Origin of the sequence: Candidatus Acididesulfobacter guangdongensis (assembly GCA_004195045.1) — a bacterium.
Lineage (GTDB): Bacteria > SZUA-79 > SZUA-79 > Acidulodesulfobacterales > Acidulodesulfobacteraceae > Acididesulfobacter > Acididesulfobacter guangdongensis.
In genome coordinates this window covers 261282-278890 of record SGBC01000003.1, presented here as the reverse complement: position 1 = coordinate 278890, position 17609 = coordinate 261282, and the positions used below count along the sequence as shown (strand labels likewise).

Sequence of the window (17609 nt, the reverse complement as noted above, 5' to 3'; positions counted from 1 at the left end):
ATATTCCGTATTTTATATTTCACGCTGCGCATTACAACATTACACATTGCAAATCGCGATTATATCGTTCAGTCTATGTTTATTCCTTTATTGTAAATTAATATAACATACGGCGGCATAGTATTTTTGCCCGCGGGTCTTCCGTAAGCTCTTCCTATAGTGCCTTGAAAATCTTCGATATAAATTTTGCCGGGTTTTCCAAACTCTTTAATAATAAGCCGTTTATTAATACTGCCGTATATAAAATGCTCCGAATATATCACAAAAAAACCTTTCTTTTTATACCATCCTGTTTTAGAGAGCCATTTATACTGGACTAATTTATCGGAATAGCTGCTATTAAACAGCGTCTGCCTCACTTTAACCTTTCCGTCAGTCATCAGGGTTATAATGCCGGCATCGCAGTAAGAACCGTAACCGTAATTCAGATGATGTTTCAAAAGCCATTTTCCAAGCGGTCGGAATGGGCTCTTCGGTATAGGATACATAGCTTGATTGATAAACGCAGCCATATAGACGACAATTATAAACGCCGCAACAATCTTAAACTTGGTTTTTTCAATATATTTAAATATATAACCCGGCACAATCCTAAAAGATAGAATCAAAGCGTAAACCGCCACGGGAGTGAGATATCTGGCAGAAGCCCTGCTTATGGCAATATCGCTTAGCAGAAAAGCAGCGCTTAAAAATATTACGGCTGCGGAAAGAGTAAAATCTATAAAATCTTTATCTGCTGCATCAAATTTTAAACTGCCTGCTTTGTCTTCACTTTTAAATCCGCTGTTTTCCGATTCTGACTTCGGCTTTAGCTTCGATTCCGGCTTCAACCCAGATTCCGACCACGACCCCGACTCCAATTTAGATCCTGTTCCTGACCCTGATTCCTGTTCAGGCTTTAATTCAGATTCTATATTTTTGGCTTCCGGTCTGACGATAGTTCCTGTTTTTTTAATTAAAATTAAGTTAATTGCATTAGAATAATTTTCTTTAATTTTGGCTATAAGAGCATAAATTACTAATCCAAAGACGGCTGCAAGAATTATAAACTTTGAAAGCGTCAGGAAGGCAGATTCGCTGAAAAGCATTTTGCCGAAGAAATTAATGTCAAAAAGCCTCAGCAAACCGTCAAAGTAAAAATAAATATTTTCAGATATTTTTCTTAAATGAATAAAAGCTACCGGAAGAGCTCGCGAAACCTTGAATCCTCCCATATTTGCGATAAGATGAACCGCTGCTTCTTTTATCAGTACCGCCGATATTATCGCTGCCATTGCATAAAAATAACGATTTTTTATATAAGAAAACGTCTGCTGCGCTGCGGCGGCAGTATTTTTGTAATAATATAAAAACAGAACCGCAAAAAGCGGCGCTGCGCATATAATCAGCGAAAGATTATCGTTTAAAGCATCGATTGCCAAAACAGCGGCGCCTGTCGCAAGAAATATAAATCCGCCTGATTTAACCTTCAGGAAGCGGTTAAAGAGCAGAATGGCTATCAGAGATATAACTATCGTTGAACCGTGAAGTTCCTGAAGCATAAAAAAAGCAAATGCTTTAACTGGTAAACCGAGAAACAGAAAAATCATCAGAATACCTGCCGCCGATATTTTCCGGTAATTTTTATCTTTATGCATATTTACTATTTTTAGTTTATTTACTCTGTTTATTGCATTTGTTTTATTTGTATGCGCATTGTCATTATGTATATCCGTATTATGTGTTTTTGTATTATTTATATTTGTATTGTTTATTTCTGAATTATTATATTTTTCGCCTGTTTTAATTCTATTATTATATGAAACATACGGCTCTCTTACATATAAATAGGCTACGGCTATCAAGGCAAGATATATAAAAAATGGAACTATATGTATTAAAAGGGGTCTAAAACCTAAAAGTTTTATGAATAGCGCGTTAAGATACAAATCAACCGGATAATATGTTACGAGAGAAGAAAGATAATATCCTTTAAGCAGAAAATTGCCATGCAGTATGGCATTTCCCGCTATAACCGGAAAAGCGTTGTCGCTGTCGCCCCTCCATAAATTTGATATATGAAAAAGACCTGTAAGCCACAGTCCGATAAAACCTGCCAAGAATATCAGGATAAAAATTTTATATAAAATATTTAAGGTTCTTTTCATTATTTGCAAATGCGTTCAAATTCAAATGTACTATATTGTATTGTGCCATTGCACTATTGTGCAATTATACTATTGTATAGCGTATATAACTATATAAAGGCTATAACGTATATAACTATATAAAGGCTGTATCAAAGTGCCGTATTATTCCCGAGTTATGCATAATTATGCTTATATCTTTATATGGATATTTTCTTCAAATCCGCAAATTTTCAAGTCTGCAAGGCTGCTGGCGTGCGTGCTGTTTTATTATTTTAAGATAAGTATCATAATATTTTTTCCGTTATACAGCACTCCGACTTTGCCTTTTTCCGCCTTTATAAATTTATTTATGTAATACAAAGATTTTTGTTTAATTTCCAAAGGCGTTAGATTTCTTTTTACCGCGCTGCCGTAAACTATCCGCTTAACAATGTTTTTACCGTCCGTACCGTTCAGGGAATTATGAATATCCCTATTATTTTGATGTTTTTTACCGTCTGTATAATTTGGGTTTGCAGCGTCGTTATAGACCCCCGCATAGCCGTCAAGCCTGTTTTTGAGTATTAAAAGATATTTCACCTTAAGTATTTTTAAATATTTAAAATTTCTTATCAAATAATTGGGCATACCGAGTCTGTAAATATCTACCTGATTATAATTTGTTTTGTAATTTTCTCCATAAGCGTCATAAAACCTGTAAGGCAGATATTTTTTATATAGATTATGAAAACCGTATCTTATGACGTATCCGGCATACATAGGCTTCTGATAAATTGTCTGCTGATACATCTTAAACCCGCCTTGAATAAAAGGAATAACAAGAACCGGACCGTAAGGCGCTTTCTTTAATTTATAAATTCCTTTCGTTATTTTAAAGTCGCGCATTTCAAAACCGAAAGAGCTGTATCCGGCTATTGTAAATATAAATACAGCAGCTATAAAGGAAATATAAGAGATTTTATCGTAAAGATTTTTTGAGTTTTTGCCTGTATTATTGATATTTTTTTCAATTCCCGTTTTTTTAGACGTTTCTGTTTTTATCGGCATTCCCGTTTCTTTCGACTTTTCAGTTTTTTTAGATTTTCTATCTTGTATTTTATTGATTATATAACGGCTCAAATTATATTTATATAACATTTCAGGATTTGATTTTACGCTTTCTAAAAAATATTTTAAACCGAAACCGGCGCATATGCCGAAAAAAAGCATCCCGATTATCATATACCTGCCTGACTCCTGCACGTCTTTTATTACTGGCAGAATATCGAGGATATAGACAAAAGGGTCAAATACTCTTATGTTGTCTGCTATATGGATTAAAGGAGACAACGCCATTAGCAGAAAAAATATAAAAGCCGTTAAATAAAATTTAAAATTATCTAATTCGTCTTTATCAATTTCTTTTTCGGCATTTTTATAAATATTATTTTCAGTTTCCGGCTGATTTTTTATGCCGTTATTTTTTATCTTATTATTATCTATATTATTTTCTATATTTCCGATATTTTTAACGCCTGAAGAGTTAAGAGGTTCAATAGATTTATTTTCAATAGATTTATTTATGTTATATATTTTCAAACCGCTTTTCTTTTTAAGTTTAAAATAATAATATATGCCCGCCGTAAAAAACAGAATTGGAACGTAGCCTAAAAAGTTATTAGAATTCATTCCTCTGTCGATAATGGGATAAAATTTATTAAAATAAATAGCTTTTGTTAACGGCAGAAGCGCATGGTTAAAGAACGGCGGTATAAATAAATTGATAAAAGTCGAACTGTAGGCTTTAGTCCAGAACAAAGTCGGATTAAGCTCCAATATTCCGGGTTTTAAATAAACGTAATATACGGCTGGAAACAAAAAAGGCGATGAAACTAAAACAAATAAACCGGTCATTAATAGCAGGCTTTTTATATATTTCCTATTAAATATTCTATTGCCGCGAATATTGTTTAAAAACCGCTGTTTTATATCCGCGCAAGTTAAACCGGCAAGAAATGTTTCGCGTATTTTACCGGATGCCCCGCTCTGCGCTTTTTCTACATAATGCGGCTTTTCTTTCCCTGTTTTGTAATTTTCTTCGATAAATCTATAAACTATGAAAAATAAAGAATAGACTAAAAGCATAGCGGTAAATTCGTAAAATCCCGCATAAGTGGCAAGAAACAGACCTGCTGCCGCGCCGACTGCGTTTTTTGTTTTCGGTTCTTTATAAAGCCTGTTGAAAAATAATATATATAAAGGAATGCCGTAACAAGACCAGATATTTATATCGCCCCATCTCATCTGTTCTATTAATACAGGAGAAAAAGCAAATATAAGTCCCGCAAAAAATGAAGCGGTTTTATTTTTTAAAACATCTTTTGCAAGAAGATATGCAAAATATCCGTTTAAAAGACTTGATAATAAAAATATTATATTAAACGCAAGCAGCAGATTATGAGAAAAATAATAGATAACGGAAGCTATGAAAGAATTAACCGGCATATCGGTCGTAACGTATAAAGGAACGCCGAAGGGATAATAAACTAAATGCGTAAAATAAGGAAACCTGTGAAGAACAAAGACGTAATGATAAAACTCCCAGAAAAACCAAGTCATTAAATACTGGTCTCCGCCGTTTCCGGGAATTGCAGAAGAAAAGCGAAGTATTAAAGGATAGGTCATAAAAACAAAGACGAGAAAATACAGGAATAAGATTAATAATGCAAATCCGGCTGTTTTTAATTTCTTTGTTTTCATAATCAGGCTATTTTGAATAGATTAAGTAAGGAGCAGATAATAAAATAAATCAGATACCTTAACTATAAAATAAATATTCCCCTTTATCAAGCATCTGATAAAGGGGAATAAAGCTGCACGCTACGCTCAAACGTTTTAAAACATCATTCCGTATTTCTATTAGAATGAATGACCCAGCGTTAGAGTAGGCGTCGTCGCATAATCGTTAATAGCGTAAATTTGAGGATTTGAACCTGCAAAATCCGTTCCGGCTAAGGCGGTTAAACCTCCGCCGCAAGATCCGTCGGTTGCCGTACTCGGAGACATTGAGGTAACACTAGTACCTGTCGGAGCTGTCGTGTTGGCAGCCGGGGAAGTTGAAACTTGATACCAGAAATACAAACTGCCTTTAGGAATGAAACCCATTGTGGCAAATCCGCCAGCACTCGGACCACCAGTTCCTGTATAAGGTGTTGCCGCAATTGCTACTCCATTAGTGATAGTATATGTGCTTGTAGGTACTAAAAGATTAGCTGTACAACTAAACGGTCCGTTTGAAGCGTCAACAGTTTGCCCAGTTGGGTAGAATGTGTGGACGGCTGTTGGAGTCGTCAAAGAAGAGGATATATCCGGCATTCCCGTCGATTCAGCATTTCCTGCCGAAATATAAACCGAATTTGTTGCGGCAAACGCCGTTTCCGACGTGAATATCGCGCCCAGATTAGTGTGAGCTTCCGAATCCTTTGCTCTGTTAACGTAATTCAAATACGTCGGAATAGCTATCGCCGACAATATGCCGATAATGGCGATAACAATCAAAAGCTCAATCAGTGTGAAGCCTTTTTGACTTTTGAGTCTGTTAATGTTCATTTTGTTGCCTCCTTTAATTAAAGTACTTTGTTTTTTATTCTTTTTATTATTTTTTCTTTTCATTATTATAATATGCAACTAATATGCCAATCTTAATTTTTTGTCTATTTAACGTTAATTTTAACGTATTTATTTTTAGTTTTTATATTTTTAATTGTCGTAATTATTTGAATTTATTATAAAATTTGTTTAAATTCAAATTATTTATTTGTTATATCGTTGATAAATTTTACTAAAAACAATATTAATATTTACAAATAATATAGTGGTTATTTTTAACATAGCTGACAAAAATTGTCAACATTTTTATAAAAATTAACCTATTATTTTAAAATTATTATAATTTATTCTATATTATCAATAAGTTATAAAATTATATAAAAAAGCGACAAAAATTGTCACCTATTGACAAAAATTGTCGCTCTTTTTAGTTTCTTCTTTCTAATCCGTTGCATAATTTGCAATTATATAAACTAAACTAATTTTTATAATTATAAATTTAAAATAATATAATATACTATGAAGAGGTTTTTTTATATATTAGCCCCCCCCCCCCCAATTGACTGGAATAAAATATGACACTATATAATTAACTTAACCGAAGGATAAAAATTTGGTTAAATTTTAAAAGATAATTTTTTTACAAATTTCAACATGTTATGATATAATAAAGAATAAAATATTAAAATGCTGAAACTATAAAACAAATAAAAAAATATAATCTAACAGCATGATGCCGGATTTTAACTTCAAGTATGACAGAACTCTAAAGGATATACTAAAAGGTTATCCTAAAAAGTTTGTAGAGATACTTACCGGCAAGAAAGCGATTGAGTCTTTAGACGTCAGTTTTCCTAAGGTAGAGGAGCTAAGGGCGGATCTTCTTTTAAGGCTTGAAGATGACAGCATATTTCATCTTGAACTTCAAACGGAAAACGATTCTTTGATGCCGTTAAGGATGCTTAAGTATTATACCTATATATATTCAATCTACTCTAAAGAACCAAAACAGACGGTTCTTTATATAGGTTCTAAACCATTAAGCATGGAAAACTCCATTATTAGAGAACATCTTAGTTTTAACTACTCTATTAAAGACATAAAAAGCATAGACTGCAACGAACTTTTAAGTTCAGACGATTTAAACGATGTTGTTCTTTCCGTGCTTTGTTCCGCCAAAGATGAAAGAACTTTAATATTGGAAGTAACTTCACGTCTTTCGTCTCTTAAACCGTTGGAACTTGAAGATTATAAACTTAAGCTTATAAACTTATTACATCTAAGACCTAATTTAATACAGACTGCTAAAGAACTGGAGGATAAAATGCCTATTACCATAAAACTGGAAGATGATCCTTTCTATAAGGAAGGAATTGAAAAAGGAATTGAAAAAGGAAAAGCGGAAGGGAAAGCGGAAGGAGCATCAGCTGCCAAGAGGGAATTTATAATAAACTTACGCAGGAACTTTAAAGCTACTCCGGAACAGATTGCTTTTAACGTAAACTATACAGTAGAAAACGTTATTGCCGTCCTTAAAGAAGAAGGATTGTATTGATAATCTTTTTTAAATTAAAGTCAGCTATATTATTTATTCTATGTGTAATTGCAATCAAAAATAAAAGCTATCCGATTTATTTATTCTATTAGTCCTGATTGCATTTGCCGGTTTCAAAAAAATAATTATTCTTGTCTTTATAATCTGTAAAAACAAATAAAGTAATTCTAAAGAACTATCGTCACCGAATGTATAATACCAAAAATACCGAATTAAAATTCTACAATGAACCAATAAATTAAGACAGCTTTTTTAAAATTAAACTTCCGCATCACAATAATTATAAAAATCCGTTAAAATTTATTATTATTATTTAATAAGAAAAATCGCAATATACGGCTAAGAATTTCATTAATAAAGACATGACGAAACTGAGCTGCCCGAACGTAACTCATTTGACGAATACGCTTGTTTTAACTAATATTGATTACAGACAAATAAAAAAAGCTAATACGCAAATAAGACTTGACAAAGTAAAATAGACTGGTGTATTATACAAATACAAACCGAACATTTGTTTTGTTATTTTGTTTTATAAAATTGATTTTATTATTGAATACTAATTATGAGAACAAATGAAGAAAGGTCGGCATCAACGCGCGAAGAGATTCTTAGAAAAGCAATGAAACTTTTTGTTGCTCGAGGTTATCATAATACTTCTATCAGAGATATAGCAAAAGAATCCAAGATAAGTACCGGTGCTATATATCACCATTTTAATAGTAAAGAAGAAATAGCCGTCGAACTTTTTAACAGCACGGTTTTATTTTTAAGCAACCTTTTTAATAAAATTATAGATTCTGAAGAAACGACAAAAAACAAAATAAAAGATTTAATATATAATCTTCTTAAAATAGCAAAAGATGATAAAGTAATTTTAGAATATGCCTTAAATGTTAAACATAAAGAATTTATAAAAGACGGCAAATCGATTTGTTCTTCTGAACCGTTTGAAACATTGCGAACATTTCTAAAAAATGAAATGGAAAAAGGAAACATAAGAAAAATGGATACGTATATTTCGGCAGTTTGTCTGACCGGTATTCCCGTAAGGCTAATCCAGATTAAATGGGACAATGTTATAACTAAACCATTAGATGAATACAAGAATGAAGTATTTGAATGCGTATGGAATGCTTTGAAAATAGACAACTCTTGATTTATATACTAATTTTAATACCGAATGTTCGGTATTAATTAAACAATAAAATTATAAAAGGAGGTATCATCATGAAAACTTTGGCTATTATTATTCAAAAAGATGCTTATGATTTAATTCTTACACCTTTGGCATTTGCTTATTTAGGAACTACTGTTTATGATGAAGTCAATATTTTATGCGTAAACTGGGCTGTTAAATTACTTTCGAAAGAAGGCGTAAAAATTAAATTGGATCATCAGGACGCTTCGCTTGACCTTATAAAAGAAAATGTAAAAAAAGCGGGGCTTCCAACTGATCTATATGAAATAGTAAAAGCTTTAAAAGCTACCGGAAAAGTTCATCTTTATGGATGCAGTCTCGCTGCAGCAGTTTTTGGAGTTGAAGAAAAAGATCTTATTCCTGAAGCAGATGGGATACAGGGAGCGACGTGGTTTCTTACTGAAAAAGCAGAAAAAGCTTCAGTTTTTATGCAGTATTAATAAATTAAAATTAATAAAATTAATAAATTGAGGACAGACAGCATTTAATTAGCACAGAAAAACTAAAAATAAGTTTTAAAATTTTAAATAAAAATACAGCAATCAAATTATAGCGGCATCGAAAAAGAGCATATATTAAATCTAATAAAATGCACCAATGAGGCAGCAGATTTTACATAGAATATATGCTCTTTTCCTTTATAAAAGATTGGAGCGCTCTTAATGATAGGTACAATATAAAGCTATCCGATTTATTTTATTTCCAAGTAGAAAGCTCACTAAAATATATTTAAATGAAGAGGTTTTTGAAAATGGGAAAGATTAAATATAAAAATTAAAGGGGTCTGATTTATTTATTCCTATACTCCCGCTTGTAGTTACCTGCTTTTCCATTTATACTTAAATTGATATAAAGATGTCCTGTTTATTTATTTTCTTTCCGCTTGCTAAGCATAAAGCGGAAAAGAGATAATCATTGAGATAAATTATTAAAATTATTTTAATAATTTAAGAAATGCAGTATAATAAATATAAAATCATTTTAGTGTTTTTTAACATATTTTTTAATATATTAACCAGATTTGAGATGTATATCATAAAAAAAAATAAATATCGCTTTTATTAAAACTCAACCCGCAAAAACTACATGCCGACATTATGTTTTCCGGCTTATTAACTGAGCGACGCATATTATTTACAACGCTTCTAGCGGAAGTTCAATTGTAAAAAATCTATCTTAATTTATATAATTTATGGGTTCATGATAGCTTGTTTCTTCCTATATTCCTGAGCTTCTTTAACAGCTATTTTGATTTGTATCGCATTCAGACGGCATTTGACTAAATTATTCAAAGCTCTGCGAAACAGGCAGTATTTTTTGTTGAATACAAAACCGTAAGAGGGAGCAATAATAAACCATTTAAGGGCTTTAATATAATTTTTAGCTATCCCGTTACCTTTATAATAGGCATATCCTAAAAATGCCTGTGCGGAGGAATCTCCCTGATTTGCAGAAAATCTAAACCAATAAACAGCCGATTTATAGTTTTTTTTAACACCTGTTCCGTAATAATACGATTTGCCTACATTATATTCCGCTGTAAAATTACCTTGATGCGCAGCCAAATTAAACCAGAAAAACGCGATTCTATAATTTTTCTTGATACCGTGTCCTAAAAAAAAACAAAGTCCCAAATTATTTTGCGCGCATGCGTCATTTTGTATAGCTGCCAGATTATACCAGTAAACAGCTTTTTTATATGCGCCGTGCATATAGTTATTATGATAAGCGGCATTTATTTCAGACCTGATAACTTTATGTCCCTGATTAATTGCATATCTGTACCAGTAATGCGTTTTTATCCATTTTTCAGATATTAATTTTCCGTTATAATACATATATCCGAGTGTATATTCTGCGTATTTTCCGTAAATATTGCTATGATTTGCCACTTGTTTATACCATCGCGCGGCTTTCTTGTAGTTTTTTTTAATTCCGTATCCGTAGTAATATATAAATCCAAGATTATATTCGCCGGAAACGTATTTTTGATTAGCGGATAATTTCCACCAGTAAAGAGCTTTTTTATAATTTTTAGGCATTCCTAATCCGTAGAAATAATCGTTGCCTAAATCCATCTGTGATACGGCATCTCCTTTTTTTGCCGCTAATTTAAACCAGTAATTTGCTTTCCGATAGTTTAACGGCACGCCGTAACCCATATAGTACATAAAACCGAGTTTTCTCTGAGCTGCGGGATTGCCTTTTAAAGCAAATACTTTGAGAATTGAGAAAGCTTTTTTATAATTATGCTTTGCCCAGTATGAATTTACTTTATTTATCATAACGCCGTACGGTTTCATAGCGTAAGAAGTTCCTGAATCAAAGAGCATGAGACAGAAAAACAGCGAAAATGATATTATTTTAACTTTATTCATTTATATTATGGCTCCAATAAATTATTAATTACGTATTTATTTTTTAATTTATATTATATTTTATATTTAAGAAAAAGATGAAAGGAATTTTTTATATTAAATTAATTTTTATGCAATAGCAATTATAATCATAAAGTATTTTTACAAATTAAAAATAAAATTTTGCTTGCATAATTTTTTAAAGAAATAATAGTGTACAATATTAAATGAGAATATCTATGATATTATTAAATTTAATAAAATTAAATAATAAAAATGATTTATATACAGGGAAACATTGATATTTGCCAATCTCTGAAATATTTAATAACAGCGCGGGTTCAAGAAATTTTAAATGTTGTTAATAATGATGCGATAGATTATAATACGGCTGAAAACTTTCATGAGCTGCGAAAGCAGGTTCGCGCATTGCGTGCCTTATTAATTTTCATTAAACCTTTAGACCGTGAACATCGCCTTAATGAAGATAGAAAAAAATTACGGGACTGGTTTATAGCAAGTAATATCCGCCGCGATTTAGACTCTCTTAACGATTATTGGAAAATATTGAAAGAACGGCAACCGTCGTCTTTCAGCGATGTTTCTCTTTTAAGTAAATATTTGCTAGACTGCAGCCTTTCAACAATAACCATTGCACCTTCTAATCAGTTAATTATGCCGCTTTTAGATATAAAGGCGGTTATGGAGCAATGCAACAAATGGAGCACGAAAAAAAAATCTCTTACAAATTTTGTTAAAAAACGGTTGCGCAGTTGGGATAGAACGATAAAAAATAAAGGGGATTCCTTTGATCTAATGGATAAACAAGAGTTGCATATCTTGCGTATCAAGTGTAAGAACCTTCGTTATACTGCAGAAGCATTTTTGCCGCTATGGACAGGAAAAGATAACGGCGCATCAATAGTTAAAGCGTTAACGAATCTTCAAGACATTCTCGGAGAAATTCACGATATAGATTACACCCCCGTTGTTATATCCAACGCTTTAAACGATCAAAATCCTCATTTAGCTTTTGAAATTGGATTTCTCCGCGGCTGGCAGACAGCCTCGCGCATAAATAATATACGCCTGTTAAAAAAGAAATGGAAACAATACCGTAAAGCTAAGCGGCCTTGGCGTAATGCTAATTAGCTATTTTTATTAAATTATTATTAAGTTAAATGAATCAATTCTTGATAATTATAAAAGCGATATCGGAGATTATCTGCGTTTAGGTATGAGGAGTATATCAAACTAATCCTGATTTTTTTACTTCTTCAAGATACATTAAAGCATTGGTATTTATTTCAAGAATATCGGAAATTGAGGCGTTAGGGTTAATTCTTTTAAGAACGGCGCCCGCCAAAATATAATTGCCGCTGTTATACTCGTCCATAAATTCGGCTAATTCTCCCAATTTGCCTTTATGATCTGCTAATGCTTCATAAATGACTGGAGCGACAGTTATTTTATTTAATAATTCTTCAAGGGATATTCCCAGAGCAACATTAACCAAAGAAAGCATTCCAGCCAGAAAGGCTTTATCGGAAAGATTTTTATTTATATATTTTTTGCATATATCTTCCATCATTCTTCCTTTTATTATAGCGCTTTCCAACAAAGGATCAGACCTGAAATCGCTTTTTTTGGAGGCAAGAATAATAGTGAGCATCCATCTTGAAACATTATCGTATCCTAATAGCGCTATAGCCTGTTTTACCGAGGATATTTTTGCCATAAATTCGTAAGCTACGGAATTTATAAGTATAAGCAGGCGATATATCAAGTCCGGGGTCATTTTAAAAAGCGATTCAATTTTCTCTATGTCCTCATTTGACTGAAAGGAATTAAATATATTAAGCAGTATTGCATAATCAGGGTCTAAGGTAACGGAAGAAATTATGGCAGGCTTTTGAAAAAAATACCCTTGAAAAAAATCGAAACCGAGGCTTTTATAAAATTGAAAATCTTCATCCGTTTCTACTTTCTCTGCCAAGAATTTTACTCCGTAATTTTTCAGAAGCAAAAGCATTTCCTTTGTTTCAGTTCTCGAATATTGTTTAACATCGAGTTTAACATAATCTGACAAAGGCAGAAGCGGCTCCCATTCCTCCGTATAAACGAAGTCGTCTAAAGCAATGCCGAACCCTCTTTTTTTAAATTCATTTACGATAGAAACGGCATTATCGTCAATTTTGCTTGTTTCAAGTATTTCAAGCACAATCTTATCTTTAGGCAAAAGCTCCATCATGCCTTTTTTTAAAATGTCCGGAGTTACGTTTATAAATGCCGGTTTTTCGCCCATTAGAGCTTTAAGACCCATATCGTATATATTCTCAAGCACATTTGCGGTAGCGCTTAAATTATCAGATACCGATACGCCGGAAGAGTTTTCTTCGGCTGTACTTCTGAACAGTATTTCATATCCGAATATGCTTTTGTCGCCGTTAATTATTGGCTGTCTTCCGATGAAGATTGGTTTGTTCATGTTCTCTCCGCTGCACATTCTTTTTAGACTGCGCTAATTTAAAACTAGATAATACGAAAAAGTAATATTATTTTTTACCGCTTTTCTTTGTATTGACCGTATTAACCGCATCTTTTAACGATTTGCCGGCTTTAAATTTAGGAGCTTTAGAAGCTTTAATTTGAATTGCTTTTCCTGTCTGGGGATTGCGTCCGTTTCTTGCGGCTCTTTCCATAACGCTGAAATTTCCAAAACCTATAAGTTTAACTTCGTCTCCTTTTTTAAGAGCGGCGGTAACGGCATTGACAAATGAATTTAAAGCCTTTTCGCTGTCAATCTTGGATAAATTTGATTCTTCTGCGATAGCGTCTACCAATTCTTTCTTTGTCATAATAACTCCGATTGTTAATTTAAATTTGTTTATTTTTTTAATACGTCAAATAATAAGGCTTTTAGGATATTTTAAATATTATACGGTAAACGGAGATTTGTCAATAAAATATTAAAAAAAATACAAAAGTTTATTTTAAAAAAAAATAAATTTAAACTCTTTTTAACCAAACATTCATCATTCCTTAACATTTCCGTCATAATCCCGCAACATTCGTTTGATATAATTATCTCTTAACCTTACATCAACGGAGACTATATGTTGTTTGCCGAATTATTATTTTTAACTTCAGAAATTATATTTTCATTTTATCTTTCCCTCAGATATAAAAAGCTTGCCGGCAAAGAAAAAATAGCAGACGAAGAATTATTATCTATCCGCAGTTAAAAAGAATCGCTCGCTGAGCTTGAAAAAATACTAAAAGAGGACTTATCTTCAATAAAAGCTCAACATTTTAGGTAGGTTTTGAACCTTTTATTACGCAATCGTTAATTAATTTTCCAATATTATTGTCAACAGGCATGAATTTTATTTTATTAGCTTCATTAATTTCTTTTCTTAAATGTTTTATAAACGATAATATTTTTATTAAATTCAAGAGTAAAAAATTAAAATTAAATCAGTAAAATTTAAATCATTTACCAAATATTTATTTTAAATTAACATTTATAGTATATAATCATTTTATAAATGATTATAGCAGGTTTTAAATATTGTTCGCTTTAATTATTAATTGAATTCAATTTTTAATTTTTTATAAACTATTATTACTACTATTACATTTTATGGCAAAAGTTATAATGATAGAAGACGACAAAGAAATTGCCGAACTCTTAAAAGAATATCTTCATAAATTCAATATAGAGCTGGTAAATTTTGAAACGGCCGAAAGCGGGCTTATGGCTTTAAAGGAGAACGCAGGCGGTTTTGACCTTTTAATTTTAGACCTGACCTTACCCGACGCTGACGGATTAGAAGTATGCAAATCGGTTTCGCAGCGTTACAGTCTTCCGATAATTATTTCTTCGGCAAGAGGCGATTATTCCGACATAGTGACGGGACTTGAAATAGGAGCAGACGATTATGTCGCAAAACCTTATAACCCAAGAGAACTTGTTGCGCGTATCAGAGCCGTATCGAGAAGGAAAACCAGAGATAATTACACCGGCAATAGTATTGGTAACAAAAACGGCGGTTTTGAAGTAGAAGAAAACAAAATGCTTATTAAAAAAAACGGGGAAGCCGTAGATTTAACCTCTGCGGAATACGAACTTTTTTTACTTTTATATAAAAACAAAGGAAACGTTATTACAAGGGACTATATCTTGGAAAACATTAAAACTATGAGTTATGAAAGCATTGATAGGACGGTCGATGTTTTGATAGGAAGAATAAGAAAAAAAATAGGGGACGATCCGAGAAATCCTAAATACATAAAGTCTATAAGGGGTTACGGATATAAATTTTACGTCGATGAAAATTAACAGACACTCCGTATTGTTTAAAATAAATTTAGTTTTTATTCTGTCTTTTGCGGTATTGCTGTTTTTTTATTTATTTGCGCATAAAATAATTAACCGTGTCGAAACTTTCAAATTTATAAGAAAAGCCGTATTTCTCGTTAAAAAAAATAAATTGAAAGACGCTAAAGTGTTCGGCGTTAATTTAATAAAAAATCAAAAAAATATCAATAAGATTTTAAAAAACGGCAAAATTATATTAAAGAGAAATCCTCCCCGTCTTGATTATACTTTGAATTTATTAAGCTTTAACGGAAACAAGTATTTATACTTCAAGTCGAAAACCGAAAAAATCAATCTCTTATTAGAAAGGATTTCCGGTATAAACGAAAGGCAGAATATTTTATTAGCCGCTTGGGTAGGTTTAAACGTTATACTTATTCTTTTGTATATCAGCATATTCCGCTCTATAAGACCTCTTAAAAAATTAAGGGACAATATCGAAGAATTTAAAAACGGAAATATAAACGTCAATTTAAGCAGCTATGCTTCAAGAAAGGACGAAATAGGATTTTTGGCAAAAGAATTTAAAGAAACTATAGACAATCTGAAAAAAACTATGAGTACCAGGATCTGGTTTATAAGAAATATAGCTCACGAATTAAAAACGCCTATTACTAAAGGCAAGATTGCACTCGAATTATTAAAAGACGAAGATGAAAATAAAAAAAGAATTTTTTCTGACATATTTAACAGGCTTGAAATGCTTATAAACGAACTGTTCGCAGCTGAAAAAATAGCTGCTGGAAATGAAATTTTAAATACAACTGCCTGCAGTTTAACCAGCATAATAAACAGGGCAAACGAACTGCTTTTCGTAAAAAACGACGGTGTTATAAACATTGTTTCCGATAATCCCGATTATACGGTTAAAGGGGACTGCGAACTGTTAAGCATCGGCATAAAAAATTTAATAGACAACGCCGTTAAATTCAAAACCAATGGGAAATCTCCCGTCACGGTAAGCATCAAAAAAGGTGTGTTAAGCATAATAAACGAAGGACCAAAGCCGCCTATTTCAGAAGACGTTATGTTTGAACCTTTTTCGAAAGAAATTAACGCAAAAAACAAAGACGGTTTCGGACTCGGTCTATATATAACAAAACAAATAATCGAAAAACACGGATTAAAAATTATATACGAATATACCGGAGGCAAAAATATTTTTAAAATCGATTTAAATAAAATTCTTTGCTCATAACATCTCATAACATATCTGATATTTTCCGGTTTTATTAACTTATCAACAACAACGTGAATCAGGGAATAATTTTCATTAACTGCAAACTTCTATGCCAAAAAATTGGAGAAACCGGATAGAATAAAGCGCATATTTTTATTCGAACCGCCAACGGTAAAATTTAAATCATTTACAAAATATTTATTTTAAATTTACATTTATTGGATATAATCGTTTTATGGATGATTTTAGCAGGTTTTGAATATTGTTCGCTTCAATTATTAATTTAATTTAATTTTATTTAACTTTTAATTTATTTAAAGGAGAAAATCAAAATGAAAAAGTCTAAGTTTTTTTTACTGTTTATATTTTTGTCGGCATTTATTTTTACGGTAGCGTATTTTGCTGTTAATGCTTCCGCATTTCAAGGTATGCGAAAACATAACTTTATGGGGCATAAATTTATGCGCCGCGACAATATGAATATGCGGATGAGAATTGGAGTGTTTAACGTTTTTATGCTTAAAAAGCAATTGCATTTAAATAAAAATCAAGTTCGTCAAATTATACTTTTTAAACGTCAAGAATTTAAATCTTTCAGGTCTAATATGGGAAACTTCAAAAATCCGCTGCTTTCGGCAATAAAATCCGGCACGTTTAACAAAAGCGTTTTCATATCGAATATTACAGATAAAGTTAAAAACATGGTTGAAATTAAAGCAAACTTTTTTCAAAAATTCTTTAACGTTTTAACGCCGCAACAAAGAAAGAAATTTGTACAAATGATGAAAAAAAGAATCGGCAATAAAATTAAACACCTTGAATTTATGAAACAAATGTTGAATAAAAAAATTAAGATTATGAAAGAAAACCTGTCCGAATAATATAGCTGTTTATTTACTTCTGTTTTTATTTTTTATAAATACTAATAACAGAAATCTAAAAATAATCCTTAATTCTTCTGATTAACAATCTCTGGAAAAATTCAACCATATCTTTTCGTAAAAAAACATATGCAAAGCAGGAAAAAAAGGAGAAACTAAGCTAACTAAAACCAAAGAAACTATATCTGTTTTTTAATATCTGTTTATATCTGATCTAATTACCGTTGTAAAATGGTGCGAGTGAGGGGAATCGAACCACCGGCGTTTGTCCCTGTCAAAAATTATAAATCCATCTTTATATCTTTCATCCTGCCACTCGCACAAACGCCGTTACAAA

At 31.8% G+C, this 17609-nt stretch carries 13 protein-coding genes; 7 read left to right on the top strand and 6 right to left on the bottom strand.

Annotated elements, in window-relative coordinates:
* Positions 1-68: 68 nt before the first annotated feature.
* The 3 genes from EVJ46_07625 to EVJ46_07615 form a co-directional block, all read right to left on the bottom strand.
* Entirely contained in the window at positions 69-2147 is a 2079-nt protein-coding gene (locus tag EVJ46_07625) for a hypothetical protein (GenBank protein ID RZD16053.1), read from the bottom strand.
* A gap of 249 nt (positions 2148-2396) precedes the next feature.
* Positions 2397-4868, bottom strand: coding sequence for a hypothetical protein (locus EVJ46_07620; GenBank protein ID RZD16052.1), 2472 nt, complete (start codon positions 4866-4868; stop codon positions 2397-2399).
* A gap of 159 nt (positions 4869-5027) precedes the next feature.
* Positions 5028-5717 (bottom strand): prepilin-type N-terminal cleavage/methylation domain-containing protein, encoded by a 690-nt coding sequence (locus tag EVJ46_07615; protein ID RZD16051.1) that lies wholly within the window; start codon positions 5715-5717, stop codon positions 5028-5030.
* Between the two features lie 730 nt (positions 5718-6447).
* On the opposite strand from EVJ46_07615, the gene EVJ46_07610 reads away from it, so the two are divergent.
* The 3 genes from EVJ46_07610 (at position 6448) to EVJ46_07600 (ending at position 8913) form a co-directional block, all read left to right on the top strand.
* Positions 6448-7272 carry a hypothetical protein gene (locus EVJ46_07610; protein RZD16050.1) on the top strand — a complete coding sequence of 275 codons (825 nt, stop codon included), beginning with the start codon at positions 6448-6450 and terminating at the stop codon, positions 7270-7272.
* Between the two features lie 565 nt (positions 7273-7837).
* The gene (locus EVJ46_07605; protein ID RZD16049.1) at positions 7838-8431 is read left to right on the top strand and encodes a TetR/AcrR family transcriptional regulator; all 594 of its coding nucleotides are present in this window, start codon (positions 7838-7840) and stop codon (positions 8429-8431) included.
* Between the two features lie 71 nt (positions 8432-8502).
* A complete protein-coding gene (locus EVJ46_07600; protein RZD16048.1) occupies positions 8503-8913 on the top strand; it encodes a hypothetical protein in 411 nt (136 codons plus the stop codon).
* A 750-nt stretch (positions 8914-9663) separates the two neighbouring features.
* Here the strand turns inward: EVJ46_07600 and EVJ46_07595 are convergent.
* On the bottom strand, positions 9664-10851 hold the full coding sequence (locus EVJ46_07595; GenBank protein ID RZD16047.1) for a hypothetical protein: 1188 nt from the start codon (positions 10849-10851) through the stop codon (positions 9664-9666).
* A gap of 255 nt (positions 10852-11106) precedes the next feature.
* On the opposite strand from EVJ46_07595, the gene EVJ46_07590 reads away from it, so the two are divergent.
* The gene (locus tag EVJ46_07590) at positions 11107-11982 is read left to right on the top strand and encodes a CHAD domain-containing protein (GenBank protein RZD16046.1); all 876 of its coding nucleotides are present in this window, start codon (positions 11107-11109) and stop codon (positions 11980-11982) included.
* Between the two features lie 97 nt (positions 11983-12079).
* On the opposite strand, the gene EVJ46_07585 is transcribed toward EVJ46_07590, so the two are convergent.
* Together EVJ46_07585 and EVJ46_07580 are read right to left on the bottom strand one after the other, a co-directional pair.
* Positions 12080-13336 carry an EAL domain-containing protein gene (locus EVJ46_07585; protein ID RZD16045.1) on the bottom strand — a complete coding sequence of 419 codons (1257 nt, stop codon included), beginning with the start codon at positions 13334-13336 and terminating at the stop codon, positions 12080-12082.
* A 49-nt stretch (positions 13337-13385) separates the two neighbouring features.
* Complete coding sequence (locus tag EVJ46_07580; protein ID RZD16044.1) at positions 13386-13688, bottom strand: HU family DNA-binding protein; 303 nt, start codon at positions 13686-13688, stop codon at positions 13386-13388.
* 785 nt (positions 13689-14473) lie between these two features.
* Between EVJ46_07580 and EVJ46_07575 the strand changes: the two genes are divergently transcribed.
* From EVJ46_07575 to EVJ46_07565, 3 genes are all read left to right on the top strand, one after another.
* Entirely contained in the window at positions 14474-15172 is a 699-nt protein-coding gene (locus tag EVJ46_07575; protein RZD16043.1) for a response regulator transcription factor, read from the top strand.
* A complete protein-coding gene (locus EVJ46_07570) occupies positions 15162-16409 on the top strand; it encodes a HAMP domain-containing histidine kinase (GenBank protein ID RZD16042.1) in 1248 nt (415 codons plus the stop codon). The genes EVJ46_07575 and EVJ46_07570 overlap by 11 nt, the downstream gene beginning before the upstream one ends.
* Before the next feature lie 314 nt (positions 16410-16723).
* Complete coding sequence (locus tag EVJ46_07565; GenBank protein RZD16041.1) at positions 16724-17272, top strand: hypothetical protein; 549 nt, start codon at positions 16724-16726, stop codon at positions 17270-17272.
* Positions 17273-17609: the final 337 nt, after the last annotated feature.